This is a genomic window from Henriciella mobilis, from assembly GCF_003576315.1.
GTDB classification, from domain to species: domain Bacteria; phylum Pseudomonadota; class Alphaproteobacteria; order Caulobacterales; family Hyphomonadaceae; genus Henriciella; species Henriciella mobilis.
In genome coordinates this window covers 622,646-649,013 of sequence record NZ_QWFZ01000003.1, presented here as the reverse complement: position 1 = coordinate 649,013, position 26,368 = coordinate 622,646, and the positions used below count along the sequence as shown (strand labels likewise).

Genomic DNA, 26,368 nt, shown 5'->3' with positions numbered 1-26,368 from the left:
GAGAGGCTATATCCCACTGATACGGCCTACATCCAGATTTTGGAAGCCATATCTTGGGGGTCCCGAAGACAAACCCAAGGAGACCCCTATGTCCCGTATTCAAATTCCCGCCACGATCGACGCCGCGCCCGAAGCATCGAGGCCCCTGCTGGAGCAGGTCAACAAGCAGCTCGGAAGCACGCCGAACCTGTTCCGGCTTGTCGCCCAGAGCCCTGCGGCACTGGAAGGCTATCTCGGCCTTTCCGGCGCACTCGGCAAAGGCCGCCTACCAGCTGCCACACGCGAGCGGATCGCCCTGGCTATCGCAGAGTACAATGGCTGCGGTTATTGCCTTTCCGCCCACACCTATCTCGGCACGAACCTCGCCAAGCTGTCGGCAGAAGAAATTGCGGCTAATCGCAAAGGCAAATCGACCGATCCCAAAGCCAATGCCGCTGTGGTCTTTGCCCTCAAGGTGGCCGAGAGCCGCGGGCATGTCGCCGATACAGACCTCAGCGCCGTCCGGGCGGCTGGATACGACGATGCGCAGATCATCGAGATCGTACAGAACGTCGCCCTGAACATCTGGACCAACTACATCAATGAAGTTGCCCGGACCGACATCGACTTCCCCGTTGCCGAGGGCGTTGCCGCCTGACCATCGCACAAGGGCGGCGGGTCTCGTACCCGCCGCCATTTTGAAATCATGGAGCCAGAGATGAGCCGCCCGCCGCTTCCCCCATTCACAGCCGAGACCGCAGCACAAAAAGTGCGCCTGGCCGAGGACGCCTGGAACAGTCGCGACCCCGAAGCCGTCTCGCTCGCCTACACGCCGACGAGCCGCTGGCGCAATCGTAACAACTTCCTGAACGGCCGCACGGAGATTGTCGCCTTCCTTGCCGAGAAATGGCGAAATGAGCATGAGTACCGTCTGATCAAGGAGCTGTGGGCCTTCGAGGATAACCGGATTGCCGTGCGGTTCGCCTATGAATGGCAAGACGGGACCGGCCAGTGGTTCCGTGCCTATGGGAACGAGAACTGGGCGTTCGATGAAAGCGGCCTGATGGCCAAGCGTTACGCCAGCATCAACGACCTTCAGATCAAACCGGAGGAACGGCTATTCTTCTGGCCGCAAGGCCGGCGTCCTGACGACCATCCCTCGCTGAGCGCGCTGGGGCTCTGATCGTGGCGCAGCATCCGAAAGTCCCCAGCGATATAGCCTTCTCACCCGCCGTGAAGGCGGTGCAGGACGCCAAGGGCTCACGCGAGGCCTATGCCCGCATGGAAGCGAGCCACCCCTGGCAGACCACGGTTACGCCGGATCTCGCCCGGTTCATCAGTGAACAGACCAGCTTCTTCCTTGGAACCGCGAGCGCTGCAGGCCAACCATATATCCAGCATCGCGGCGGACCGGCGGGCTTTCTCAAAGTGCTTGGGGACCAGCAACTCGGCTTTGCCGACCTTGCCGGAAACAGGCAATACATCACGCTCGGAAACCTTTCGGAGAACGCCCAGGCATTCATCTTCCTCATCGATTATGAGCAGGCGCGACGCGTGAAGCTCTGGGGCACGGCGCAAGTAGTTGAGGATCAACCGGAGCTCATGGCGCGCTTGAGAGTTGAGGGCGGAAAAGGCCGGCCTGAACGTGCGATCCTGTTCAATATTGCGGCCTGGGACGTAAACTGCCCCCAGCATATTCCGCGACGGATTGATGTGGCGCGCGTGGCGGCAGTCCTGGCCGATCGCGACGCGCAGATTGCCCGGCTGGAATCCGAACTGGACGAATACCGCTCGCGGCAGGGCAAAGACCGTCGCTGAGGGGCCGCAGCCCCGTCAGGCGTTCGCCCTGGAGGTTGGCAGAGAGGTCTGTATTTCGAAAGAAAACTGGCGGTGAGACAGGGATTCGAACCCTGGATACGGGGTTACCGTATACACGCGTTCCAGGCGTGCGCCTTCAACCACTCGGCCACCTCACCATAAGGGCGCGTCTATATCGGAAGGTTGCCTGTTCCTGCAAGCCTGAGATTGTTAATCTACTGCACTCGCCCCATATCACGCCCCAGACCAGCAAAGGACGCCTGACCATGTTCTTTTCCCGCAAGCCCGCAGACATGCCGAAAAAGGGCGAAGCCCTGCCCGGTCGGGACAAGCCAATCCCCACCGCCGATATCCATTTCGTCAATGGACGTCCCCTTGATGCGAAAAAGCCCGAAGGCTTTGAGGAAATCGTCCTTGGAATGGGATGTTTCTGGGGTGTGGAGCGTATCTTCTGGCAAATGGACGGCGTCTGGCTCACCCAGGTTGGCTATGCTGGCGGCGAAACGCCAAACCCGACCTACGAGGAAACCTGCACCGGTCTGACCGGCCACACGGAAGTTGTTCGGGTGATCTACGATCCGGCGAAGGCCGCCACCGCGTCCATCCTGAAAGCCTTCTGGGAAGGCCATGACCCGACCCAGGGCATGCGCCAGGGCAATGATGTCGGCACGCAGTACCGTTCCGCCATTTTCGCCACGACCGAGGACCAGCTGGCTGCGGCTGAAGCATCGAAACAGACCTATGAAAAGGCCCTCAAAGCGGCCGGACGCGGCGGCATCACGACCGAGATCGGCATGCTCGATACCTTCTACCACGCCGAGGACTACCACCAGCAATACCTGGCCAAGAATCCCGGCGGCTATTGCGGCATTGGCGGCACAGGCGTGTCCTGCCCGATGCCGACAGGTGTCAGCGCCTGAGCAGTCTGCTAGGCGGAGCGTGTGACCGCTTTCGTAACTCGCTTTGCCCCTTCGCCGACGGGCTACCTGCATCTTGGCCATGCGGCCTCGGCTTTCCATGTCTGGGATGCTGCCCGGCGCGCTGGCGGGCGGGTACTGCTGAGGATTGAGGATATCGATCCTGGCCGCTGCAAGCCGGAATATACCGAAGCCATATTTGAAGACCTTGCCTGGCTCGGCTTCGAGTGGGATGGGCCTGTACGCATCCAGTCCAAACATTTCCAGGACTATGAGCGCGTCGTGGGCCACCTGACCGCCCTCGGCCTGACCTATCGCTGTTTCCTGTCCCGCAGCGACATCGCCGATGAGCAGGCCGCTGCCGGCGTGCCGCCCGGCACACCATTCACCGGCTCAGCGCTGCCCGCCGATGCCGAAGCGGAAAGGCTGGATCGCGGCGATGCCTTTGCCTGGCGCCTGTCGCTGGAGAAGTGCAGGGACTATCTCGGCCCGGCCTATGACCAGCTATCCTTCGAGCTCATCACGCAGCCGGGGGAACACCAGACCATCAAGGCAAGGCCTGACATCCACGGCGATATCAATCTTACCCGAAAGGATTCGCCCACTGCCTATCATGTCGCGTCCACGCATGATGATGCGCTTCAGGGCATCACCCACGTAATCCGCGGCGAAGACCTGAAGGACGCAGCCCATATCCACGTTCTGCTGCAGGCGCTGATGGACTGGCCACAGCCGGTCTACACGCACCACCCTCTCGTCATGGGGCCGGATGGCAAGCGGCTCGCCAAACGTTTTGCATCTCAAAGCCTTGCGAGTCTCCGGGAAGACGGTCTATCGCCCGACGATGTGCGCCGACTGGCGGGAGTTTGAATGACCGAAACCGAGCTGCATCTTCCCCCGCCTCGCGCCTGGGTTGGCCCGCTGCTTCTGCTGGCGGGCGGCGTATTCATTGGCCTCGCCCCAATTGGTCTGCGCCTTGGCCTGGATCACCTGGGGCCGCAGGCGATTGCCTTCTGGCGCTACGTCTTCGCGATTCCGCTTCTCTTCATCCTGCTGGTGGCGATCGAGCGTCGCATGCCCGCGAGGATCAATGGCTATGTCGTACTGGCCGGGACATTCTTCGCCCTAGACATCGCCCTCTGGCACTGGGGCCTGACGCTGACGACGGTTGCCAATGCCACCTTCATCGTCAACCTCGGCAATGTCTGTGTCGGCTTCATCGCCTGGCTGTTCCTGAAGGAAAAACCGAAGCCGATCTGGTTCGCGGCAGTCCTCGTCGCCGTGATCGGCGCGGCGGCCCTGTCGCTCGGCGGGGAACCAGGCGGCAAGAGCGATATCAGGGGCGACGTCCTTGCCATTGGCGCCGCCATCATGGTGTCGGGCTACATGCTCTGCTCAAAGCTGGCGCGAAACCGGCTCGGTGCCATGGACGTGATCTTCTGGCTGACCGTTGTCGAGGCCGTCGTCGCCGGATTCATGGTCATCATCTCGGGTGAATCCTTCATGCCGCCCGCAATGGCAGGCTTTGTGGCCCCGGCCTTCCTTGCCCTTGCCGCGCAGATCGGCGGACAGGGCCTCATCATAGCCGGTCTCGGCCGCACGCCAGCGGCGATCGCCGGGATCATTGTGCTTATCCAGCCTGTCGTCGCGGCCGCGATATCGTGGCAGTTGTTCGATGAGTCACTGACCGCAATACAGGGCGGTGGCGCCGCGCTCATCCTTTTCGGTATATGGATGTCGCAACGCCGCCCGCGCCGGCGCCCAGCCGCACCTGAATCAAAACCGTTACAAGACGCCGTTAGGAACGCTCAATGAAACGACCGTCCGCACTTCATCGGGAGACCCGCATGCGCATTCTCTTCTTCACCCTTGCCGGGGCGCTGACCCTTGCCGCCTGCGCGACTTCCGTCGGCGCGACAGAAAACCGGGCGGCGACATCAGCGCCAAACGCGCCTGCGGGACTGGAGCGGGCCGGCACAACACCGCAGCAGTCCAGCGACAGCTATTACACGTCCGCCGCGGCCAGCGTCGCTCAGCGCGCCGGAGACGATTTCGCCCCGAAGGCAAAGAATATCATCCTCTTCATTGGCGATGGTATGGGTGTCTCGACCGTCACGGCGGGCCGGATCTATGCCGGCCAGCAAAAAGGCCTTGATGGCGAAAGCTACAGGCTGGCCATGGAGAGCCTGCCTTGGTCGGCCTTCTCCAAGACGTATAGCCACGACTCACAGGTCGCTGACAGTGCCTCGACGGCCACGGCCATGCTGAGCGGTGTTAAGACGCGTTCGCGCACGCTCGGCCTTCGCTCGGGCGTCTCATATGGCAATTGCGCCTCGCAGGACGGACAGGGCACCGACAGCCTCTTCGAGATTGCCGAAGCCGCCGGCCTTGCGACCGGTATCGTATCGACCGCGCGTATTACGCATGCCACGCCGGCGGCCACTTATTCCGAAGCCGCCAATCGCGACTGGGAAGATGATGCCGAAGTCGGAGACAGCGGCTGCAAGGACATCGCCAGTCAGCTCATCGAATGGCCGGCCGGTGACGGATTCGAAGTCATTCTTGGTGGTGGCCGCGGTGCCTTCATGCCCGCGAGCGTGACCGATCCTGAAACCGGCGAACCGGCTGGACGCCGCGTCGATGGCAAGAACCTGACAGACGTCTGGCTCGCCAAACCCGGCGAGCGGGCTTTTATCGTCGATCAGGCTGGCTTCGACGCGACCGATTTCAACAGTGAGGCAAGGGTGCTGGGACTGTTCCAGCCGTCCCACATGAATTACGAGCTCGACCGCGCCGGGGACACGGCTGGCGAGCCCTCGCTGGCGGAGCTGACGCGCGCGGCAATCACCCGCCTGTCACGCAGCGAGCAAGGCTATGTCCTGCTCGTCGAGGGCGGCCGGATCGACCATGGCCACCACGCGACCAACGCCGCCCGCGCACTCGGCGATACGGCCGCGCTTGACGAGGCCGTCGCCGCCGCCCTGGAGATGACGAGCGAGGACGACACGCTGGTCATCGTCACCGCCGACCACTCGCACACGCTTACGATTGCGGGCTATCCGGTCCGCGGCAACGACATCCTCGGCAAGGTCGCCTACGGCCCCGGCGGCATGGCGCGCGCCGATGATGGCAAGCCGTACACCACGCTCGGCTATGCCAATGGCAGCACTGGCTGCAAGCCGGGCGAAGAGGATTGCGCCCGCGAAGATCTCACCAGCGTCGACACGACCGACAAGGATTTCCACCAGCAGGCGCTGGTCTTCCAGGGCTCGGAAACCCATGCCGGTGAGGACGTCCCGCTCTATGCGCGCGGCCCGGGCGCCGAACTGGTGCGCGGCACGATCGAGCAGAACGAGATTTTCCACGTCATGGGCCGGGCCAGCGGCCTCGTGGCCTATGACGAGGACTGATCGCCGGCTCGTGCGAGGGAGCGGATCGCTTCGGCGACCGCTTCTCCGTGCGAGTGATGGGGCATGTGCCCGCCATCGGCCAGCGGGACGAGTGTGAAATCCGCGATCTGGTGCTTGATCTTGCCAGCATGGAGCGTCGGATTGATCACCGTATCCTTTGCCCCTGAAAACAGGATGACCGGGACGCTGATCTCGCCATACCGGTCCTGCTGGGCGGCGAGTTCCGCCTTGAGGGCATTCACGTCCCTGGCATTCGCGCGAAACTCCGAGGGCCGGAAAAGCAGGCCGAGGCCTGCATCCTCGTAATAACCATCAGGCGCGTCGCCCGGGTCGAACACGTCGTCGATCCCGTTCTTCACCTGCGCCGGTCCGGCGATCGGGGCGAGCTGCGCGAAGGCAGGCCCGACAAGCGGTGGTCCGGCATACTGATTGTACCACGCCACACCGCCGCTTCCCCAGTCGTGGGTGACCGGCGCCAGCAGGACAAGCCCTTCGACAAGGCCCGGATAATCGAGCGCCAGGCGAAGCGCGACAGCCCCGCCGAAGGAGTGGCCGACGATGACGGCCTTCTCGCCGGGCGCCAGCGCCTCAAGCACGCCCGCCATCTGCGCGGCCTGGACACCGAGCTCATTGCTGTTATCGGGGCGCGCTGAATAGCCATGACCCGGACGATCCGCCATCAGGACGCGATGGCCCTCATCGAGACGCGGCGCCAGTGTAAAGGTGAACTCACGGGCGTTCGCGGAAGCGCCATGGATCATCAGGACGACAGGACCAGCTTCGCCCGAGCGGATCACGTGGACGGCGCCGTCGTCCAGATCGACATGCTGGCCCGCAGCCGGCCACCGGTTCTCGGCGCGGCTTGTATAGATCGCGCTATGCACGCATGCGGCGGTGACGCTGCTCGCCAGCAGCACGAAGACAAGCGCGCCGAACAGCTTCAAAGCCCCTGACCGGTCTGCTCTTTTTCAAGCCTTGCAACGGCAGATTTCGCCGGGCCGAGCGTCGGATGTACGTTCAGGGCTTCCTTGTAGGCCTCAAGCGCCTCTTCTCTGGCCCCCAGCTCCTCGAGCACGCGGCCGAGTCCGGTCCAGGCGCCGAAGTGGCGCGGCTCAAGGCGCAGCGCCTCGTTCACGTCGCGCAGGGCCTCGCCCATCTTTTCCTGCTGCAGGAAGACAGAGGCGCGGCGGTTATAGGCTTCGGCATAGCCGGGCTGGATCGCGATAACGCGGTCATACAGCTCCCGGGCAAGGTCCAGGTCGCCGAGCGACTGCGCTGTGACGGCCCGCTCCATGACAAGATCGGCCGCCGCAGATCCACTCTCCATCCAGGCCGCCCAGATATCGAGCGCAACACTGGTCGCCTCTTCCTCGGTGGGGGCATTCTTCAGCTCTTCAAACATCTCGTCAGACGGGCCGAAACTCGGTCCGCTGACAAAGATGATGCTGGCAAGGGCGAGGGCCTGGAACATGGGCATAAGTATGAGCCTATAGAGGGCTCGGGCAAGGCCCGATTGCGGCGATGTGGGGGCAGCCGGCTACAGGAAGCCGCGATCCTTTAGCGCCGCTTCCAGATTAGCTGCGTCCTTGAAGTGATGGGCGTCGAAGCCGAGCGCCGCCGCGGCCTCGACATTCCTCAGGCTGTCATCGATGAAAAACACATCGCCGGGGGCCGGATGCCCCATCCGTTCGAGCGCAATCTCATAGATGCGCCTGTCCGGCTTCACCACGCCTTCTTCGCCCGAAACGACGACATCGCGAAGCCGCCTCGTGACAGGGAAGGCCTCAAGCATGTCGGGCCAGACTTCTGCCGGCATGTTGGAGAGACCGTAAAGCGGCTGGCCTGCGGCGTGGAGGCGCTCAACGATATCATCGGTCCCGTCGATATAGCCGTCGAACATGTCGAACCAGCGAAGCCGCCAGGCATCGATCGCGTCGGCATAATGCGGATAATCGGCTTTCAGGCGAGCGGCGTTCTCTTCCATGGGCACGCCAAGATCATGCTCGACATGCCAGGCAAGCGTGCACACCTCGTCGCAGAAGCGGCGGGCCTCTTCTTCTGTCGGGAAGATTTTGCGGTACAGGCGGATTGGCTGCCAATCCACCACAACATTGCCAAGATCGAACAGGACGATGCGCTCAGGCACAGGGAATGCTCCCCGGGCCACGAACGTTCATCTTCTGCTTAACCCTGTTTTGCTTTAAAGCGAGGATCGGTCTTGTTGATGACGTACACACGGCCCCGGCGGCGCACGACCTTACAATCGCGGTGGCGCGTCTTCAGGGCTTTGAGTGATGATTTGACTTTCATGGGGCTGGCCCTGCGATATCGTGGAAACTCGAAAGGCGCTCGAATAATCAAACGCCCCCGCAGAGTCAACGCCACAACCACACCAGAACGGTATAAGGACGTACCCTAGATGACGCGACTTCCCTCAAAACCGCAGCGCTGGGTCTATGCCGCGGCCTTGATCGCGCTGATCGGCGCCTGCGCGGCGACCCCGCAGACAAAGCCCGCAACACCCGGCAACGGCGCATCAGGGGGCAGCGGACCCTCTACACCGCCAGCATCTGGTCCAACGCCGGGCGATCCTGTCGGCACGCCGGATGTCGCTTTCAGCGGCGCGACCGGCCCGTTCACCCCGTCCGGCAATCGCGACATGGATATCTGGCGTGAGGACTTCGCCGACCGGGCCAAGGCGCAGGGCCGCAATCCGGCGGTCGTCTACGCCATCCTGGAAGGCATCAGCCCGCTGGAACTATATCTCAGCGAAGACGTGAACGTCGCAAGCACCGGCATTGCCGACCAGGCCGAGTTCGCCAAGGCCATCTGGGACTATCTGCGCACCGCGGTCACCGAATCCCGGCTTCAGACGGGCGCTCAGAAACTCGCTGAGTATGATGAGGTTTTCGATGTCCTCGAGGAGACCTATGGCGTCGATCGGGCCGCCATCAGCGCGATCTGGGCCATGGAAACGAATTTCGGCTCCTATATCGGCAACTACGATGCAGCAAACACGCTGTCCAATATGGCTGTCGAGGGCAGGCGCCGCAGTTTCGCGGAAGGTCAACTGCTTGCCCTGATGAAGATCGTCGAAAACGGTTTCGCCCGGCGCGAGCAGCTCGGTTCGGGCTGGGCCGGCGCAATGGGCCAGACCCAGTTCATGCCGTCGACCTATCTCAGCCACGCGCAGGATTACGACGGCGACGGCATCGCCGATGTGTGGAGCTACGCCCCGGACGCGCTCGCCTCGGCCGCGCACTATCTGGCCGCTTCCGGTTACCAGCTTGGCGAGCCCTGGGGGATCGAGGTACTCGCGCCGTCCGGCTTCGACTGGGCTTACGCAGACGGCAACGACCGGCGCATGTCGACCTGGCGCTCTCTGGGCCTGTCACCGATCCGCGGCGGCGCCTTCGGCGTGGATGATGGCGAATATGCGGAGCTCTGGCTGCCGGCTGGCGCAACCGGCCCGAAATACCTTTTGTTCCGGAATTTCGACGTCTTCAAGACCTACAACAATGCCAATTCCTACGCCCTCGCGGTTGGTTTGCTGGCGGACGGAATTCGTGGCCAGAGAGGCCCCGTCGCCGTCTGGCCCACCGACATTCCACGTCTCAGCACGCAAGAAGTCATGACGCTGCAGCAGACGCTGAACGAACTTGGTTACAGTGCCGGACCGGTTGACGGGATCGCTGGCAGCGGCACGCGAAAGGCTCTGCAGAACTTCCAGAAGGACCGTGGCATGGTCGCCGATGGCTATGCGTCCAGACCGGCTCTCGACGCAGTGCTGGCGGCGGCCAGCTAGTCGAAAAGTCCCGGCCCCTCATCATCGGGGTCGTCCTCGAGCACCTGATTGGCCGGGAACACCTTGCGTGCGGCAGCCGCCATCATAAGCAGCATCACGCCCGCGCCAATAAAGGGCGCGGCGGTATGGACGTTTTCGTACATCCAGGGTCCGAAGAACGGGCTCACGATGAAGCCCATTCCATTGGCTGAAATTACGAGACCAGCGACATTGCCCTGCAAGCTCGACCCGACGGCCAGCGATGCCCCGCTCGAAAACCCCGGCCGGGCCAGGCCCTGGCCAATGCCGACAAAGAACTGCGCGAGCACCAGCACGGCGAATTCGCGCGTTGGCACGATCAGGAAGGCACCGAGCGACAGGATCAGTGCGCCTGACACCATCAGTTCGCGATTGGTCATCTTCAGGCGTGGAATGATCACCAGCTGCGCGATCAGGGTGCCTGCGGCGCCAACTGTATAGGCCGGCCCGGTGAACTGCATCGCCTCGGCCCCATCGACATCGATCTTGTCCATGATGGCGAAGGCGAAGGTCTGGGTCAGCACGCCCGTCACGATCGACAGACTGATTGCAAAAAGCAGGAAGGGCAGGACACGCGGGTCGCGCCAGAGCCCGTCGCCCTCGCGCTTGCCGCCCTTGCGCAGGCCTGCCTCGCGCCGCGGCGGATTGTGTTCGGGCAGCCGGGTGAAGATCAGGAATGACATGACGGCCGCGATCGCGCTGATCATGAAGACCGGCGTCAGCAGCCCGAAAACAGCGCCAGCCGCCGCGGCGAAGGCCGGGCCGGCGACGGCGCCGAAGCTGAAGCCCGACGTCAGCGAGGCAATTTCCTCGGTTCGCTGATCGCGCCGCGTGCGGTCTGCGACATAAGCCTGGGCAGCCGGGTTGGTGCCCGAACCGAACAGGCCGAACAGCGTGCGTGAAAAAAGCAGGCAAAGGAAAATCGCAATGGCGCCCTTGATATGACCGGCCATGGCGAGCGCGGCGAACGTGCCGAAAAGCAGCATCGACACTGAGAAACCCAGCATGCCAAGAGCCGCTACCGGGCGGCGGCCCCAGTCATTGCTCTTCCGTCCCCAGAAGGAAGACGTGATCGCCCACATGGTGGCCGACAGCGAGAAGATCGCCCCAGCCATCCAGTCGGGCAGGCCAATCTCGCGCGACAATGGAGGCAGGATCGCGCTGACCAGCATGGTGTTGCCAGCCCCGACGGCGAGCAGGGCAAAGAACAATAGCCGGAACGCGCCGCGCCGGTCGGGCCGGTCCTGTCCAGGGTCTGGGATGGTCTCAGTCGACATGCTTCCTCATCGGCTGCCGTTCCGGAAAGATCAAGCAGCGACCTTGCGGCACGCAGCGGCCAATCCCGTGGAAACGCAATATAAAGCCTCGGCTGCCAGTGTTGGCGAATTCCAATGTGACCGGACCCTTCATGACGCAGATTCTCGGCCTCATCACCGTCTTCCTGATCATCATCGGCGCGCTCGCGTTCAGCGGCAGCCCGGCGATCGTCGACGCGCTTCCCTTCGAGCTCGCCCTGATTGGCGGTGCAGCGGCGGGCACGCTGCTTATCGGCAACTCGCCGCAAGTCGCAAAAGCCGCAGCAGGCGGGTTCGTCATAGCGATGAAGGGTCCCAAATGGCGCCGCAGCGACTATGGCGACCTGCTGACCGGCATGCATGATCTGATGCGGCGCGCCCGAAGGGGCGGGATCGTCGCCATCGAGGCCGATATCGAGGCGCCAGCCTCCTCGCCCGTCTTCACCAACCGACCCAAACTTCTGGCCGATGAGACGGCGCTGTCGATGATCGTGACCAGTTTCCGCCTGATGTCGCTCAATCCGGGCGGGCGATCGCCTGTGGCGCCGCACCTGCAGGAAAGCCTGACCACGGCCGCAAGCGAGCGGCACCGGGCCGTCTCCGCGCTGAACACGCTTGCCGATACACTGCCCGCGCTGGGTATCGTCGCTGCGGTGCTTGGCATCATCAAGACAATGAGCGCCATCGATCAGTCACCCGATGTCATTGGCCCCATGATCGCGGCCGCCCTGCTCGGCACCTTTCTCGGTGTCTTCCTGGCTTATGGGGTCGTCGGCCCGATCGCCGCGCGGTTCGGCCAGATCGTGGATGAGGACATGCAGTATCTCGAGACCATCCGGACGCTTATTCTTGCCTATGATGAGGGCAATGCGCCGATGACCGCGGTCGAACTGGCGCGGGCGCGCCTGCCCGTCCATGTGCGGCCCTCAGTGGAAGAAATGGACGCCTCGCTTTCGACCATAGAGAGCCTCCCGCCGCGCATGCGCGGGCGCATCGCCTGAACGCCTTGAAAAGAATGATGCTTGTGGCTGGTTTTTGACGTGGCGACGCCCTAGGTGTTAGCCGGTGACTGAGGGCAGAGGAGCTTGGGATGTCGCGTTTTGACGAGCTGATTACCACGGTCGAAGCCTATCAGGCGCTCGCTGCCGAGAATTACGCTCGCGTGCGTCAGATGGCCGAAGAAATTCGCGGCGGGCTTTGCGACTATCTCGATGCCGCCGACGGCATCTGCGTCCGGCTTGTTCCGCCTGCCGGTGAATTCCAGCCCAAGGACTATGGTGATCACGCCTTTTCGATGCCGCCGCGCGGCTTTCGCCCGCTTGGGCCGATTGCATTCGGACTGGCTGTGCGCGTCAGCCGCGGAACCGACTGGATCCGGGTCACAACCCAGTGCCAGAAAATTGGCGACTTCTTCATCCTGGACATCCAGGGCGGGGAATCCTTCAAATTGAGCCTTCCGCTAACGAAGGATGACTCCGCGACACTGTTCGAATATGTATATCAGCACGTACTGAACTGGTTCCAGTCGAAGATGGATCAATATCAGCAAGGGGAATACGGCACCCGCGAGATAGGTTTTGATTTCTCGCGCGAGCCTGAAAGCGCGAAGGCCTGACCTGGCCGCTCCGCAATCACGAAAATGCCAGATCTCAACCTCCACCTCGCTGCCGCAGGCTCCGACAGCCTGATCTTCGCCTGCGCCCTTATTGGCGCGCTGGGCCTCGGCGCCCAATGGCTCGCCTGGCGCCTGCAGGCCCCGGCCATCGTTCTCATGGCGCTTGCCGGCCTTGCCGCCGGCCCGCTCTTCCAGGTGCTTTTCGGCACGCCCCTCCTCGACCCGTCGGAAACCTTTGGTGACCTGCTTCGCCCAATCGTGTCGCTCTCGGTTGCCGTCATCCTGTTCGAAGGCGGGCTCATCCTGAAATTCGAGAACCTTCGCGATGCCGGTGCGTCGGTGCGGCGAATGGTGTTCTTCGGCGGCCCGCTGGCCTGGGTGCTCGGCTCATTCGCAGCGCGCTATGCCGCAGGCCTCGACTGGGCCAGCGCGATCGTCATAGCCGGCGTCATGGTGGTGACCGGGCCGACCGTCATCATGCCCCTGATGCGCCAGTCCAAGCTGTCGGGCCGGCCAGCCCAGTTCCTGAAGTGGGAAGGCATCGTCAACGATCCGATTGGCGCCCTCTTCGCGGTTGCCGCGTATGAAATCGTCCGCGTTGCCTCGCAGGGCGATTCCACGCTCTGGGCGGGCATGTGGATCCTCATGGCGGCCGGGATCGGCACTCTGCTTGGCATTGCCTTCGGGCTTGGCATGTCGCGCGCCTTCAGGGCCGGCTGGACACCGGAATACCTCAAGGCTCCGCTGATTTTTGCCTCTATCATCCTCTGCTATGCCATCGCCGAGGAAGTCGAGCATGAAACCGGCCTCGTGGCCGTGACCGCCTACGGTATGACGCTCGCCAATTCACGTCTCGCGGACCTTTCGGAACTCAGGAAGTTCAAGGAAGATATCGCCGTCCTCCTGGTGTCAGGCGTGTTCGTCATCCTGACGGCGGACCTCACACCGCAGATCATTGCATCTGCGCTGAACATGAATACGCTGCTCTACCTCGTCTGCATGCTGTTCCTGGTCCGCCCGCTTTCCGTCTGGATCGCGACGGCTGGAACACTCAGCCGCAATGAAGCCCTGCTGCTTGGCTGGATCGCCCCGCGCGGGATCGTGGCCGTCGCCGTCTCCGGCCTGTTTGGCTCGCTGCTGGTCGACCTGTCGCGCGAAGGCCGGTTCTTCTTCTCAGGCGCCGACCAGATCGTACCGCTGGCCTTCGCCATGGTGTTCACGACCGTTGTGCTGCACGGGTTTACCATTGGCCCCCTCGCCCGCCGCCTGGGCTTGGCGCGTGCCGAAAAACCGGGCGTGCTGCTGGTGGGCGCAAACTCCTGGAGCATAGAATTCGCCAAGGCCCTGAAAGCCAGCAAGATCGATGTCATCGTGGCCGACAGCAATTACCGCCGCCTCAGGCCAGCGCGTGAGGCCGGGCTCGATACTTTCCTCGGCGAAGTCCTGTCAGAAGACGCCGAGATCAAGCTTGACCATGCGCGCTTTGCAACCGTTGTCGCCCTGTCGACCAACGACTCCCACAATGCGCTGGTCTGCAACCAGTTCGCCCCGGAAGTCGGACGCCACCGTGTCTACCAGCTTTCACTGTCTGAAGGCGATGAAGTGGACGAGAAGTCCGTGGGCTCGGCCGCGCGCGGCCGCACGCTCATCCGTCGGGGCCGGACCTATGACGGCCTGATCCGCGACCAGTATCGCGGCTGGAACTTCTCGCGCACGCGCCTGACAGACAAGTATACGCTGGAACAATTCCTGGCCGAGCGGCCCAAGGGCGACCTCGTCGCGGAAATCCGGCCGGACGGCACGCTTGTGCTCCTCGGCCCGAGCCGTGAAGCGCGCGGCGGTGAAGGCGCGACGATCATCAGTTTCGCCCCCGACCAGCAGCCGACGACCCAGCCTGCCAAGCCGGTCGAGACCAATGGCGAGCAAAAGCTGAAAGCCGAAGGCGACAAGGCCTGAATGAAGCCGACTAGGCAGCGACCGCGTGCAGGTCGCTGCCATGCTTGCGCAGCCAGGCGCGCTCGCGCTTCCAATGCGGCCGGCAGCGCGCCACATGCGCCCAGAAGCGCGGACTGTGGTTCATTTCCAGCAAGTGGGCGCACTCATGCGCAGCGACATAGTCGAGCACGTCCGGCGGCGCCATGATCAGGCGCCAGGAAAAGGCGATCCGGCCATCCGAGGTACACGACCCCCAGCGCGAGCGCGTATCCTTGATACTGACACGGCGCACATCGACGCCCAGGACACCGCAATAGGTTTCGACCGCCCGTGTCAGGTCTTCGCGGGCCGCAGCCTTGAGAAAGCGCTCGGCACGCCGGCCGATCGTTCCGGCATCGCCTGGCAATGAAAGCGTCATCGGGTCGCCATCCAGAAGGCGGGCGCGCCGGCCTGGCCCGTCCAGGCTGATCCGGCAGTCCATCCCGCGCAGGCGGAAAGTCTGTCCGTCGGCGAGCCGGACCTGAGGCGGCAGGGCGCGAAGCCGGCTCGCGGCCCAGTCGATCCGGTCCCGGGCAAATCGCGCGGCATCTTTCGCGAGGCGCTTCGATGGCGCAACCGCCACCGCTTCTCGGCGCTTTTCATCCAGCCTGAGAATGAGGCGGCGTGCCCGCGGATTGATCTCAATGCGTACTGGAACCTCAAATCCGCACGACGAGGTAAGGATCACGGTCTGGTCATCGGCGCCAATCATGCTAATCCTCGACTCACGGCGCTATAGATTCTAGCCAATGGATACACTCTAGGGGAACCCAACTCATGAAATATCTTCTTTGCGGTGTCGCCGCAGTCGCGGTGCTGACCGGCTGCAACAAGACGACAGAGCCGGGCGAGGAACCGCTTGGCGAGATTTCGCTACGTGCCGGTGACCCGGCTGAGGCGGATGCCGTCATTACGGCAATGTCTCTGTCAAACTCCGGCGACGGTATCGTCCAGTATGGCAGCAAGTCTGTCGATGGCGCGAAAGCAACCTTTTCAGACGTCACGATTACCGGCGATGAAGACGCCGCCGTGACCGCCAGCTCGCTCGAGTTTGAAGGTCTCGACATGGTCGACGACAAGGCCTCCTTCTCGCGGATGACTCTGAACGGCATCAGCATCGCTGACCCGGAAGACGACACCGGCAGCGTCAAGGTCGCCAAGATCGAAGTGCTGAACCCGACACCGGAGCTGGCCGCATGGCTGTCCTCGAGCTTCGGGGCTGGCGAACCTGCGCCTTTCCCATCGGCCGACATGCTCGGCTTTGCGTCCTGGTCGATCAGCGACGTCTCGGCCGCCTTCTCCGATGAAGATGGCGAAGGCACCTTCTCGATCGCGAACTTCGAGGTTCGCGACCTGGTTGACCAGAAGGCCAAGAAGGCCGTCCTGTCAGGCCTTTCATTCGACTTCATGGCCGACGAAGGCGGCGAAGAAGTCCCGGTCAAGATGAGCCTCGACAGCGTATCCCTGGCGAATCTTGATCTCGGCATCCTCGAAGTCGTCCAGCAGAACATGGGCAATGAGGACGAACTGGCCTCTGCCGTCATGAGCAAGATGTACGAAAATCCGATGGAACCGGGTTACGACAAGATCACGCTGAACAACTTCTCGCTGGAAGCCGCCGGGGCAACTTTCAAGATGCCGTCGATGGATGCTTCCGTTGAGCGCAACAGCGATGGCAAGCCGGTCAAGTTCGTGACCAAGCCGTTCTCTATGACGCTGGACGCTGACCCCGATGGCGGCGAAGCCGGTGCGGGCCTGGCCCAGGGTCTCAGCATGGTCGGTTATGAAAGCGTCGAGATCAAAGGCGCAAGCGTCGCCGATTATGATCCGGAAAGCGACATCGTCGAGATGGACGCGAAGGACAACTATTTCGAGCTGGTCGACGGCGCGAAATTCTCCTTCGGCGCCAAGCTTGGCGGTTATGCCGCTTACAGCAAGGCCGCCGCCAGTTCACTCGACTTCGACGCCCTGGCTGAAGGCGCAGAGCCCGACCCGATGGCCTTCCAGAACGCGATCAGCGAACTCGACTTCTACGACTTCGAACTGTCCATCAAGGACAACAGCCTGATGAACCGCATCTTCAATGCGACGGCGGCCCAGTCCGGCCAGGATCCCGAGCAGATGCGTCAGCAGGTTGCCCAGATGGCCCAGATGGCACCGATGATGGCCCAAGGCTCCGGTGTGGACATGGCCATGGTCAGCGAGCTTTCGCAGGCTGTGTCGGCCTTCATCAGCGATCCGGGCACGCTGACGATCAAGCTGAACCCGGAAGAGCCGCTGTCGGCTGAAACCCTGGCGGCGATGGAAGATCCCAGCATGCTGACCAAGGACTATCTGGGCTTCTCGGCGACACACAAGAAGTAAGCCGACCCCAGACCCTGATTGAAGGCGCGCCGGCAAACACACCGGCGCGCCTTTTCATTTGTACAGATGCGGCGCATATCAGCCGCATGAGACTCGCTTTTTTTGGAGATGTGGTCGGCAAGCCCGGCCGCGCCGCCGTCCTTGACTACCTGCCGGGCCTGCGGCGGGATCTATCGCTCGACTTCGTCGTGGTGAACGCCGAGAACGCCGCAGGCGGCTTCGGCCTGACGGAAACCATCGCCATGGACTTTTTCCAGGCTGGGGCCGATTGCCTGACCCTCGGCGATCATGCCTGGGACCAGCGCGAGGCGATGACCTATATCCAGCGCGAGCCGCGCCTGCTGCGCCCGATCAATTATCCCGATGCGGCAGAGGCGCCGGGCAAGGGGGCCCATGTCTTCGTTCTTGATGACGGCCGGCGCGTCGGCGTGGTGCAGCTCCAGGGCAATGTTTTCATGCGCCAGCAGCTGGAGAATGCCTTCCACCATGCCGATCGCGCACTCGATTCCATGCCGCTCGGCGTGGCCGTCGATGCATTGATCGTGGACATGCACTGCGAAGCCACCAGCGAAAAGATGGCGATGGGCCATTATTGCGATGGACGCGCCAGCCTCGTTGTCGGCAGCCATACGCATGTGCCGACGGCGGACCTCATGATCCTTGAGAATGGCACGGCCTACCAGACCGATGCCGGCATGTGCGGGGATTATGACAGCGTGATCGGCATGAAAAAGGACAATTCCATCAGCCGCTTTGCCACCCAGCTGCCTGGCGACCGCTATGCGCCCGCACTGGGCGAGGGCACGCTTTGCGGCGTGTTTGTGGAAACCGATGATCGCACCGGCCTCGCCCTGCGGATCGAACCTCTTCGCATGGGCGGACGGCTTGCCGCCTCAGTGCCGCAAGTCTAGTCAGGCGCTCTGCTTTTCGGGGTGGCGGGTGTCCGGAACGGCCACTTTTGAAGCGCGCGTGGCTTCTCCCATATGCGTCGCCTTGCCGAACAGCCCGCCCTGGATCAGTGAACCGGCGCATTCGCGCGCCCAGTGAAGCTCGCGCGGGGTCTCGACGCCTTCAAACAGAAGGTGGGCGCGGATTTCATGCAGCTTCAGGATGATCTGATGGGCAAAGCGGCGCGTGTCGTCGCCTTCCATCATGTGCCGGAACCAGCCGGCATCGATTTTTACAATATCCGGCTTGATGTCGACGACGCGCAAAAGGTCGGAACTGCCGACCCCAAAATCATCGATGGCGATCTGGAAGCCGAGATCTCGCAGCTTCTCGGTGATCCGGATTAGCGCATCCTTGTCGCCGCCCTCTTCCTCGGTGATTTCGAAAACCACTTTTGCAGGCTGGACGCCTTGCTCGCGCACGAGGTCGGCATATTGGTCCAGCCCGGTCAGCATCTGGTCGAGATAGTCGCAAGAGCCGGGATTAAGATTCACGAACAGGCTGGTATTGCCGAGCTGCCAGGCTGCCGTATTGGCGATATGCAGGCACAGGCAGGCCCAGTCAGCCACGAAACGGTCGCGCGAGGACAGGCGCGAGAAGAAGTCCATCGGCTCGATCGGCTTGCCCTTGAAGATTGGCCTGGCCAGCGCCTCGACCCCATAAAGCATGCCGGCATTGTTATTGATCGCGTAGATCGGCTGGAACGCGGAGCGTATCTCGAACAAGCCGAAATCGAAGGCCCGGTGTCCGCCATCGAGCTCGAAAATGCGCTGGGTCAGCCGGGCAAGGTTCATAAGATTTCCCTAATGCGTCACAGGGCGTTTTTCGCAGGCTCGAATTAACATCTTCCTTGCAGAAACTGTCAGTCTGCATCGATATCTTTTATTATAACGCTGCCTCGGTTAGATCGGCGGCACCTCTGAACCAAGCCCTCCAGGAGAAGAACTTCACATGGCTGGACATTCAAAGTGGGCCAACATCCAGCACCGTAAAGGTGCCCAGGACAAGAAGCGCGCGGCGCTCTTCGCGCGCCTGTCGAAGGAAATCACGATTGCCTCCAAGCTTGGCGGACCTGACCCGGACGCCAATCCACGTCTCCGGCTCGCCATTAACAATGCGCGCGGCCAGTCCATGCCGAAGGACAATATCAAGCGCGCCGTCGACAAGGGCCAGGGCGGCGCCGGCGAGGAATATTTCGACATTCGTTATGAAGGCTTCGGGCCGGGCGGCGTCGGCATCATCGTCGAGGCCTCGACCGACAACAAGAACCGGGCCGCGAGCGAGATCCGCGCTGCCTTCTCCAAGAATGGCGGCAATCTCGGCGAGACGGGCTCTGTCTCATTCGGCTTCGAACAGGTCGGTGAAATCGAGTATCCCCCGGAAGCCGGTGACGAGATGGAAGTCATGGAAGCGGCCATCGAGGCGGGCGCGACCGATGTCGAAAGCGACGAAAGCGGCCACTGGATCTATACTGAACGAGAAGACCTGATGGACGTCGCCTCGACGCTGGAAGGTAAATTCGGCGAGGTTGAAGCCAAGTCGACCAAGCTGATCTGGAAGCCGCAGAACATGGTTTCGGTCGAGGGCGACCAGGCCGATACGCTGATGAAGCTGCTGGATGTGCTCGACGAGCTCGATGACGTGCAGAATGTTTACGACAATTCGGAGCTTTCTGAAGCCGAAGTTGAAAGGCTCTCGAGCTGAACACCTTTGCGTGAGCCAGCGCACCTCTGCCCTCCAAACTGGTACAATTTGTGCCATATAGAGCGGGAGTTTAGTAAACAGGGGCGCTGGATCCGATGACCCGATCGCAATCCTTCTACATAGCCATTGTTGCCGGAGTCGCAGCGGCCACTACCGGATTCGTATGGAGCGCCGTCGCCGATCAGTCCGCAACCGATGTGCCCAGCGAGGAAACGCGTCTTGAAACCGCGATCTTCGCTGGCGGCTGTTTCTGGTGCACCGAGGCCGACTTCGACAAGGTCGATGGCGTGATTTCGACCATTTCCGGCTATACGGGCGGCACGGTCGAGGAGCCCACCTACAAGCAGGTCACGCGCGGCGACACCGGACACTATGAGGCGGTGAAGATCAGCTACAACCCGCAGCAGGTCAGCTATGAGGAGCTGGTCGAATACTATTTCCGGACCATCGACCCGACCGATCCGCGCGGCCAGTTCTGCGACAAGGGCTCAAGCTACCGCACGGCGGTCTTCGTCAGCAGCGAGCGCGAGCGCAGCGTTGCCGAGACCGAGATCGAGATGATCACCCAATCGGGCCAGCTGCCGGGCCCCGTTGTCACCAAGGTGCTCGATGCGAGTGAATTCTGGCCGGCCGAAAGCTTTCACCAGAACTATTACCGGACCAATCCGATCCGCTACAAATTCTACCGCGAGGGCTGCGGGCGTGACGAACGCCTGAAAAAGCTCTGGGGCGAAGACGCCGCGATCAACTAGGTCCGATCGACGCCATCAACAAAGAAACCCCGCGCAAGTTGGATGCGCGGGGTCTTTTTATTCTGTTTCAGGCGGCTGGTTTGATCTCGACCAGTTTCAGCCCGAAATGCAGGTCTTCACCGGCCAGGGGATGGTTGCCGTCGGCCGTGACCGTCTCGTCATTCACCGCGACGATCGTCAGGTTCAGCGTGGAGCCATCCTGCTGTTGGGCGGCCAGCGTCATGCCGGGTTGGGGCGTATTGTCTTGCGGCAACTGCGCACGCGGGATGTCGATGACCATTTCTTCGCGGCGTGGGCCGAAGGCGTTGTCAGCACTTATGGTGACCGAACGCTCACCGCCGACTTCCATTCCGTCCAGTGCGGTTTCGACTTCCGGGAATATTTCGGCGCTGCCAATGGTAACGGCGACAGGCGCGTTTTCTTCGGTCTGCCCGACGACCCGTCCATCGGAGGTTTTAACGGTGTAATCGATAAGGACGGTGTCGCCCGTTTTTGCGGCTTGCATGGTGATGAATTCCTATCTGGAGTGACAAGGTCAGGCGCGCCAGGGACGACGCACCGGCGCGAATGCGGGCGCCTGCGATCAGTATTGGTCGCAACCCAGGCCCTGACTGTCAAATTCACACCCCATCCGGAGCCCCCGGGGCTGGGCCGCCCCCCCCCCCGACAACAAGGCGGCGCCAGCCCGGACTCATTGGACAGACGGTCTACCGCTCGTCTTCCTCTTCATCCGCCGGGTCTTCAAGAATGAAGAGCCGCGGATCGAGGCGCACATTGGTCTTCACGTCATCAAGACGGACAAGCGTCGTCTGGCGGTTCGCATCCAGCGCATTCCAGCTCAGCAGCGCATAGGTCTCGCTGTCGAAATAGAGCGTCAGCTGTCCTTCGGCCTCATCTGACCGGCTTTCCAGGGTGATGGCCACCTGGTTGTTGCGGCTTCTTACATCGATGACCCGTGCATCGGTCTGGAAATCAAGCTCGTCATCCAAGATCAGGCCGAGCGGGGTCGAGGCCAGCGGAACCCGGTCAACGGTCTCAAGCTCGCTGTCTTCCATCGCGACGGTCGTGCCGTCGGCAACGATGAGGATCGGTGTCGGATCGTCATAGTCAAACCGCATCCGGCCGGGACGGCGCAGGGCGAAGTCACCGCGCGTCACGCTGCCATCGGGTGAGACCTGGACGAAACGCCCCTTCGCAGTCTTGGCTGCGGCGAGCGCACTGGCGGCCTTGTCGAGAATGGCCTGGCGTTCCGCGCCGGTGAGACTGCCATTGCTGGCAGGCGCAGGCGGAATGACCTTTTCCATGGTCTCGTTCGGTTGTGAGGATTCTTCGGGTTCCGGCTGATCGTTCTCGAAAGTGATCGGGGCCGGTGTTTCGGCTTCAGCTTCGTCAGCCTCGGCATCATTGCCCGACGGCTGCTGGGTCTGCACCGGTGCGGCCTGCGCGCTGTGAATCACGACAGGCGAGGCAACCGGCATGAGAAAAGCCGGGTCCACCTCGAAGGCGAGGGGTACGCCACTCATCATGATGACGGCGGCAAAAGGTGTCAGCAAAGACGTCATATCGTCCTCCTGTATTGGCACGCTGAGATAATCAACGCACCCCACAGAAAACAGGGCCGAAAAAAGGTATTTCCGCCGCGATTCGTTGTGCCGCGTTCAGATTCTGGCTGACCGGTTGCGCCCGGCCCTGGCCATTCCAGTCAGTCGGACGGATTGTCCCTCGCCAGGATCTCGCGCTTGCCGGCATGGTTGGGCGCGGAAATCACGCCTTCTTCCTCCAACCGCTCGATGAGCGTGGCCGCCTTGTTGTAGCCGACCTTGAGCCGCCGCTGCAGGTAGGAGGTCGAAGCGCGCTTGTCCCGGATGACGATCGCCATCGCCTGCGCGTAGAGGTCATCGTCGCCATCACCCGTCGACACGCCGAGCATCGCATCCATGATCGCACTGCCGGTGCCGCCTTCCTCGGGCTCTTCGAGGATTTCGGTGTTGTAGTCCGGTTCGCCCTGCTCCTTCAGCCAGTTCACGACGGTCTCGACTTCCTCATCGGAAACAAACGGACCGTGCAGGCGCTTGGTCTTCACGCCGGCCGCCTGGTAGAGCAGGTCGCCCATGCCGAGCAGCTGTTCCGCGCCCTGCTCGCCAAGGATGGTACGCGAGTCGATCTTGGTCGTGACCATGTAGGAGATCCGGGTCGGGAAGTTCGCCTTGATCGTACCCGTGATGACGTCCACCGACGGGCGCTGCGTGGCGGTGATGAGGTGAATACCGGCGGCCCGCGCCATCTGCGCCAGGCGCTGGATGCAGCCTTCGATCTCCTTGCCCGCGACCATCATCAGGTCGGCCATCTCGTCGATCACGACAACAATGTTCGGGATATGATCGAGCGGGAGCATCTCCGTCTCGTGGATCGGCTTGCCGCGGTCGTCATAGCCGGTCTGGACCTTGCGGGTCATATGCTCACCGCGCTCTCGGTACTTCGCAGCCTTCTCGTTGAAGCCGGCAAGGTTCCGCACGCCGGCCTTCGACATCAGCTCATAGCGGCTTTCCATCTCGCGCACCGCCCATTGCAGGGCGCAGACAGCCTTCTTCGGATCGGTCACAACCGGCGCCAGCAGGTGCGGGATGCCCTCATAGATGGAGAGTTCCAGCATTTTCGGGTCGATCATGATGAAACGGCACTGCTCGGGCGTCAGGCGGTAGATCAGCGACAGGATCATCGCGTTCACGCCGACCGATTTACCCGAACCGGTCGTACCCGCGATCAGGAGGTGAGGCATCTTTGCCAGATCAACCACGGTGGGCGTGCCGCCAATATCCTCACCAAGCGCCATCGGAAGCGAGGCTTTCGAATTCGTATAGGCGCCAGCCGAAAGCAGCGAGCGGAAATAGACCGTTTCGCGTTCCTCATTCGGCAGTTCGATACCGATGGCATTCTTGCCCGGAATGACAGCCACGCGCGCCGACACAGCACTCATTGAACGGGCAATGTCGTCGGCGAGAGAGATCACGCGGGCCGATTTCACCCCGGCCGCCGGCTCCAGCTCGAACAGGGTGACAACCGGGCCGGGGCGGACTTCCTTGATCCGCCCGCGCACGCCAAACTCGCGCAGCACTTCCGACAGGCGGTTGGCCTGGGCGAGCAGGCCGTCCTCATCAACCGCCGCACGGCGCTCCGCTGGCAGCTGCAACAGGTCGATCGAAGGCAGGATTTTCGCGCCGCGGCGGGACTTCTTGCGGATGGACGGGCGCTCGGGCTCGGGCGCCGGGCTCTTCGCCGGTGTCAGCTTCGGACGGGTGACTGCACTCGGCAATGCGTCCTCATCGTCGTCCAGCAGGTCCTCATCCGCATAATCGTCATCCAGCTCAGGCTCGATGGTTTTGCGCTTCGAGGGTGTCTCCGCCTTGCCCTGGATACTCGGGGCATAATCGTCCTCGTCCTGCTTACCGCGCCGGGCGAGACCGCCAAACATCGACCGGCCGAGGCCACCGAACCGGCGCAGCATCCGTCCGCCGGAACTGGTCGCCGCGCTTTGTAGCAGGCGGGCATCGCCGCGCCGGAAACCAAGGGCACTGAAGGCCAGGAAAGCCGCGAAGACGCCAAGGAAGAAGCCGGCCAGGACAGACGGGAAGGGCAGGAGCAGGGCCTTGAAGGGCACCACCGCCACGTCATAGATCCAGTCGCCGACGACGCCGCCAAGCCCGGACCAGAGCGGCCAGGAGGCAGGAACCGGGAAGGATGCCAGTGCACCGGCAAGGACCGGGATGAACAGGACGCCATAGGCCCAGCGCCGGATGCGCGGCGCACCGATCAGGACCGCACGCATCGCGCCGCCGACCATCAGGGCAAGGCCTGCCATCCAGGCCGCGAAGCCGAGCACCTGCAGGGCAAGGTCGGCGAGGATCGCCCCTGTCCCGCCGAAGAGGTTCTGCACCTCCATGCCGGTCGCCGCATTCCAGCTGGGGTCCGTAGATTCATAGGTGCCGACGCTGCCGCACAGGAAAACGCCGATGCCAAAGGCCGCCGTTCCCGTGAGAATCCGCCAGACGGGGTCAGTCGCTTCGCGTACGCGCTCGCGTTCTGCAATCGAATTAGCCATGTCGCTGTCCACCATCCTGATAGATGAGATTTTCGGACAAATTGCCCGGATGCTCTTAACACCGCGCAAACGCGGCAGGCTTGAGGCCGCAAAAAGACTCAAAAAAAAATCCCCGGCCAGTTGCCTGGCCGGGGAGGTCTGGGAGGAAACGCTTCCCGAGAAGAAGCGAACCCGTGGAGGCGTTATCCGAATTCCGGATAGGCCTCGAGACCAACTTCGGACTTGTCCATGCCGGCGAGTTCTTCTTCCTCGCTCGGGCGGACGCCGATGGTAACTTTCAGAGCCATCCACACGACCGCCGAGGCAATCGACACGAAGATGCCGCAAGCCAGGACGCCGATGAACTGACCGAGATAGCTCGGCGTTGCGGCATCGGTGGTGTCGATGCCGAAGCCACCGCCATGCGACAGCGGAACGATCATCGTGCCCCAGATACCGCACACAAGGTGAGCCGGGATGGCGCCGACGACGTCGTCGATTTTCAGCTTGTCGAGCAGCGGAACCGTGAGGACGACCAGCACACCACCGATCGCACCGATCAGGATGGACAGACCCATGGACGGCATCAGCGGCTCAGCCGTGATGGACACCAGACCACCGATGGCACCATTGAAGGCCATCGTCGCATCGACTTTGCCCTTGTAGAGGATTGCCGTCAGGATCATCGCGGCGAGCACACCGCCACAGGCAGCCATGTTCGTGTTGGCGAAGATGATGGCAACAGCATTGATGTCATCGAACGTGCCGGCAGCAAGCTGCGAGGCGCCGTTGAACCCGAACCAGCCGAACCACAGGATAAACGTACCCAGCGCGGCCAGCGGGATGTTCGAACCCGGCATCGGGTGGACTTCACCGTTGACGAACTTGCCGACGCGCGGGCCGATGATGATGGCACCGACGAGAGCTGCCCAGCCGCCCGTGGAGTGCACGAGGGTCGAACCGGCAAAGTCAGAGAATGCGAACTGTGCATCGAGCGCACCGCCGCCCCACTCCCAGGACGCCACGATCGGATAGATGAACGCGGTCAGGAATGCCGTGAAGATCAGGAACGGCCAGAGTTTCACGCGCTCTGCGACCGTACCGGAAACGATGGAGGCGGCCGTCGCGACGAACACCATCTGGAAGAACCAGTCTGACGCGGACGCATAGCCCGTTCCAAGGTCGTCAGCAGGCGACCAGATAAAGCTCGGAACACCGAACCAGCCGCCGGCAATCGTGGCGCCCGGATAGGCCATGTTGTAGCCGACAAGCCAGAACATGATACCGGCGACCGAAAACAGGGCCACATTCTTCATGGACTGCATGGCCGCGTTCTTCTTCCGCACGAGGCCTGCCTCGAGCATACAGAAACCCGCCGCCATGAACATGACGATGAGACCGCCGATCAGGAACAGATAACTATTGTCTACATATGCGCTTACTTCGGACGCTTCCTGCGCGGACGCCCCTAGCGCCCCGAAGGCAGCGAGCGGCACCAACGCCATGCCCCGCTTTATGCCCTTAACCAAACTACTCATGCCCTTCTCCCAATTGGTTGGTATGACGTGGGCCAACTAAACGGACCTGCCCCGGCATCGACCAGTGACATTAAGCTGGCGTCATATAGCGGTCGTTCGAGTGACCAAAATTCGGGCACCCTGCGACCCAAACGCCCGTTTCGGCGTCAACTC

At 62.4% G+C, this 26,368-nt stretch carries 26 protein-coding genes and 1 tRNA gene; 15 read left to right on the top strand and 12 right to left on the bottom strand.

Going from position 1 to position 26,368, the window contains the following annotated elements; genetic code table 11:
* The first annotated feature begins 88 nt into the window (after positions 1-88).
* Genes D1227_RS03335 through D1227_RS03325 form a run of 3 tightly spaced genes read left to right on the top strand, consistent with a single transcriptional unit; the run spans position 89 to position 1,797 of the window.
* Positions 89-637 carry a carboxymuconolactone decarboxylase family protein gene (locus D1227_RS03335; RefSeq protein ID WP_119403758.1) on the top strand — a complete coding sequence of 183 codons (549 nt, stop codon included), beginning with the start codon at positions 89-91 and terminating at the stop codon, positions 635-637.
* 60 nt (positions 638-697) lie between these two features.
* A complete protein-coding gene (locus tag D1227_RS03330; protein ID WP_119404027.1) occupies positions 698-1,162 on the top strand; it encodes a nuclear transport factor 2 family protein in 465 nt (154 codons plus the stop codon).
* Positions 1,163-1,164: 2 nt separating this feature from the next.
* Complete coding sequence (locus tag D1227_RS03325; protein ID WP_233349424.1) at positions 1,165-1,797, top strand: pyridoxamine 5'-phosphate oxidase family protein; 633 nt, start codon at positions 1,165-1,167, stop codon at positions 1,795-1,797.
* A 67-nt stretch (positions 1,798-1,864) separates the two neighbouring features.
* Here the strand turns inward: D1227_RS03325 and D1227_RS03320 are convergent.
* Positions 1,865-1,955 (bottom strand) — tRNA-Ser (locus D1227_RS03320).
* 108 nt (positions 1,956-2,063) lie between these two features.
* Here D1227_RS03320 and msrA (D1227_RS03315) point away from each other — a divergent pair.
* Genes msrA (D1227_RS03315) through D1227_RS03300 form a run of 4 tightly spaced genes read left to right on the top strand, consistent with a single transcriptional unit; the run spans position 2,064 to position 6,124 of the window.
* Complete coding sequence (gene msrA, locus D1227_RS03315) at positions 2,064-2,717, top strand: peptide-methionine (S)-S-oxide reductase MsrA (protein WP_119403757.1); 654 nt, start codon at positions 2,064-2,066, stop codon at positions 2,715-2,717.
* Positions 2,718-2,738: 21 nt separating this feature from the next.
* Positions 2,739-3,584, top strand: a complete 846-nt coding sequence (gene gluQRS, locus D1227_RS03310) for a tRNA glutamyl-Q(34) synthetase GluQRS (RefSeq protein ID WP_119403756.1) — start codon at positions 2,739-2,741, stop codon at positions 3,582-3,584.
* Positions 3,585-4,529 (top strand): DMT family transporter, encoded by a 945-nt coding sequence (locus tag D1227_RS03305; protein WP_119403755.1) that lies wholly within the window; start codon positions 3,585-3,587, stop codon positions 4,527-4,529.
* Positions 4,526-6,124 (top strand): alkaline phosphatase, encoded by a 1,599-nt coding sequence (locus D1227_RS03300; RefSeq protein ID WP_233349425.1) that lies wholly within the window; start codon positions 4,526-4,528, stop codon positions 6,122-6,124. Before D1227_RS03305 ends, D1227_RS03300 begins: the two co-directional genes overlap by 4 nt.
* On the opposite strand, the gene D1227_RS03295 is transcribed toward D1227_RS03300, so the two are convergent.
* Genes D1227_RS03295 through ykgO form a run of 4 tightly spaced genes read right to left on the bottom strand, consistent with a single transcriptional unit; the run spans position 6,109 to position 8,434 of the window.
* On the bottom strand, positions 6,109-7,068 hold the full coding sequence (locus tag D1227_RS03295; protein ID WP_119403753.1) for an alpha/beta fold hydrolase: 960 nt from the start codon (positions 7,066-7,068) through the stop codon (positions 6,109-6,111). The genes D1227_RS03300 and D1227_RS03295 overlap by 16 nt on opposite strands.
* A complete protein-coding gene (locus D1227_RS03290) occupies positions 7,065-7,601 on the bottom strand; it encodes a tetratricopeptide repeat protein (RefSeq protein WP_119375810.1) in 537 nt (178 codons plus the stop codon). Before D1227_RS03290 ends, D1227_RS03295 begins: the two co-directional genes overlap by 4 nt.
* A 60-nt stretch (positions 7,602-7,661) precedes the next feature.
* Complete coding sequence (locus tag D1227_RS03285; protein ID WP_119403752.1) at positions 7,662-8,270, bottom strand: HAD-IA family hydrolase; 609 nt, start codon at positions 8,268-8,270, stop codon at positions 7,662-7,664.
* 38 nt (positions 8,271-8,308) lie between these two features.
* On the bottom strand, positions 8,309-8,434 hold the full coding sequence (gene ykgO, locus D1227_RS03280) for a type B 50S ribosomal protein L36 (protein WP_084396372.1): 126 nt from the start codon (positions 8,432-8,434) through the stop codon (positions 8,309-8,311).
* Between the two features lie 109 nt (positions 8,435-8,543).
* Between ykgO and D1227_RS03275 the strand changes: the two genes are divergently transcribed.
* Complete coding sequence (locus D1227_RS03275) at positions 8,544-9,929, top strand: lytic murein transglycosylase (RefSeq protein WP_119403751.1); 1,386 nt, start codon at positions 8,544-8,546, stop codon at positions 9,927-9,929.
* Here the strand turns inward: D1227_RS03275 and D1227_RS03270 are convergent.
* Positions 9,926-11,224 carry an MFS transporter gene (locus D1227_RS03270; protein WP_119375807.1) on the bottom strand — a complete coding sequence of 433 codons (1,299 nt, stop codon included), beginning with the start codon at positions 11,222-11,224 and terminating at the stop codon, positions 9,926-9,928. The two genes, D1227_RS03275 and D1227_RS03270, sit on opposite strands and share 4 nt — an antisense overlap.
* Before the next feature lie 131 nt (positions 11,225-11,355).
* Between D1227_RS03270 and D1227_RS03265 the strand changes: the two genes are divergently transcribed.
* The 3 genes from D1227_RS03265 to D1227_RS03255 all read left to right on the top strand — a co-directional run bounded on the left by D1227_RS03265 (position 11,356) and on the right by D1227_RS03255 (position 14,813).
* Positions 11,356-12,243, top strand: coding sequence for a motility-associated protein (locus tag D1227_RS03265; RefSeq protein ID WP_119404025.1), 888 nt, complete (start codon positions 11,356-11,358; stop codon positions 12,241-12,243).
* A gap of 89 nt (positions 12,244-12,332) precedes the next feature.
* A complete protein-coding gene (locus D1227_RS03260) occupies positions 12,333-12,857 on the top strand; it encodes a hypothetical protein (protein ID WP_119403750.1) in 525 nt (174 codons plus the stop codon).
* A gap of 24 nt (positions 12,858-12,881) precedes the next feature.
* Positions 12,882-14,813: a cation:proton antiporter gene (locus D1227_RS03255; protein ID WP_119403749.1), complete on the top strand. Its 1,932-nt coding sequence runs from the start codon at positions 12,882-12,884 to the stop codon at positions 14,811-14,813.
* Between the two features lie 10 nt (positions 14,814-14,823).
* Here D1227_RS03255 and D1227_RS03250 read toward each other — a convergent pair whose 3' ends face one another.
* Positions 14,824-15,543: a M48 family metallopeptidase gene (locus D1227_RS03250; RefSeq protein ID WP_119375804.1), complete on the bottom strand. Its 720-nt coding sequence runs from the start codon at positions 15,541-15,543 to the stop codon at positions 14,824-14,826.
* Between the two features lie 65 nt (positions 15,544-15,608).
* Here D1227_RS03250 and D1227_RS03245 point away from each other — a divergent pair, with 65 nt between their 5' ends.
* Entirely contained in the window at positions 15,609-17,195 is a 1,587-nt protein-coding gene (locus D1227_RS03245; protein WP_119403748.1) for a hypothetical protein, read from the top strand.
* 86 nt (positions 17,196-17,281) lie between these two features.
* Positions 17,282-18,106, top strand: coding sequence for a TIGR00282 family metallophosphoesterase (locus tag D1227_RS03240; RefSeq protein WP_119403747.1), 825 nt, complete (start codon positions 17,282-17,284; stop codon positions 18,104-18,106).
* Here the strand turns inward: D1227_RS03240 and D1227_RS03235 are convergent, their stop codons facing one another.
* On the bottom strand, positions 18,107-18,937 hold the full coding sequence (locus tag D1227_RS03235) for an EAL domain-containing protein (RefSeq protein WP_119403746.1): 831 nt from the start codon (positions 18,935-18,937) through the stop codon (positions 18,107-18,109).
* A 157-nt stretch (positions 18,938-19,094) separates the two neighbouring features.
* On the opposite strand from D1227_RS03235, the gene D1227_RS03230 reads away from it, so the two are divergent.
* Together D1227_RS03230 and msrA (D1227_RS03225) are read left to right on the top strand one after the other, a co-directional pair.
* Positions 19,095-19,847 carry a YebC/PmpR family DNA-binding transcriptional regulator gene (locus D1227_RS03230; RefSeq protein WP_119403745.1) on the top strand — a complete coding sequence of 251 codons (753 nt, stop codon included), beginning with the start codon at positions 19,095-19,097 and terminating at the stop codon, positions 19,845-19,847.
* A 95-nt stretch (positions 19,848-19,942) separates the two neighbouring features.
* Positions 19,943-20,599 (top strand): peptide-methionine (S)-S-oxide reductase MsrA, encoded by a 657-nt coding sequence (gene msrA, locus D1227_RS03225; protein WP_119403744.1) that lies wholly within the window; start codon positions 19,943-19,945, stop codon positions 20,597-20,599.
* A gap of 67 nt (positions 20,600-20,666) precedes the next feature.
* Here the strand turns inward: msrA (D1227_RS03225) and D1227_RS03220 are convergent, their stop codons facing one another.
* From D1227_RS03220 to amt, 4 genes are all read right to left on the bottom strand, one after another.
* Complete coding sequence (locus tag D1227_RS03220; protein ID WP_119403743.1) at positions 20,667-21,104, bottom strand: FKBP-type peptidyl-prolyl cis-trans isomerase; 438 nt, start codon at positions 21,102-21,104, stop codon at positions 20,667-20,669.
* 202 nt (positions 21,105-21,306) lie between these two features.
* On the bottom strand, positions 21,307-22,161 hold the full coding sequence (locus D1227_RS03215; RefSeq protein WP_233349427.1) for a LolA family protein: 855 nt from the start codon (positions 22,159-22,161) through the stop codon (positions 21,307-21,309).
* 140 nt (positions 22,162-22,301) lie between these two features.
* Positions 22,302-24,698, bottom strand: a complete 2,397-nt coding sequence (locus D1227_RS03210) for a DNA translocase FtsK (protein ID WP_119404023.1) — start codon at positions 24,696-24,698, stop codon at positions 22,302-22,304.
* 182 nt (positions 24,699-24,880) lie between these two features.
* Positions 24,881-26,215 carry an ammonium transporter gene (amt, locus tag D1227_RS03205; RefSeq protein ID WP_119403742.1) on the bottom strand — a complete coding sequence of 445 codons (1,335 nt, stop codon included), beginning with the start codon at positions 26,213-26,215 and terminating at the stop codon, positions 24,881-24,883.
* Positions 26,216-26,368: the final 153 nt, after the last annotated feature.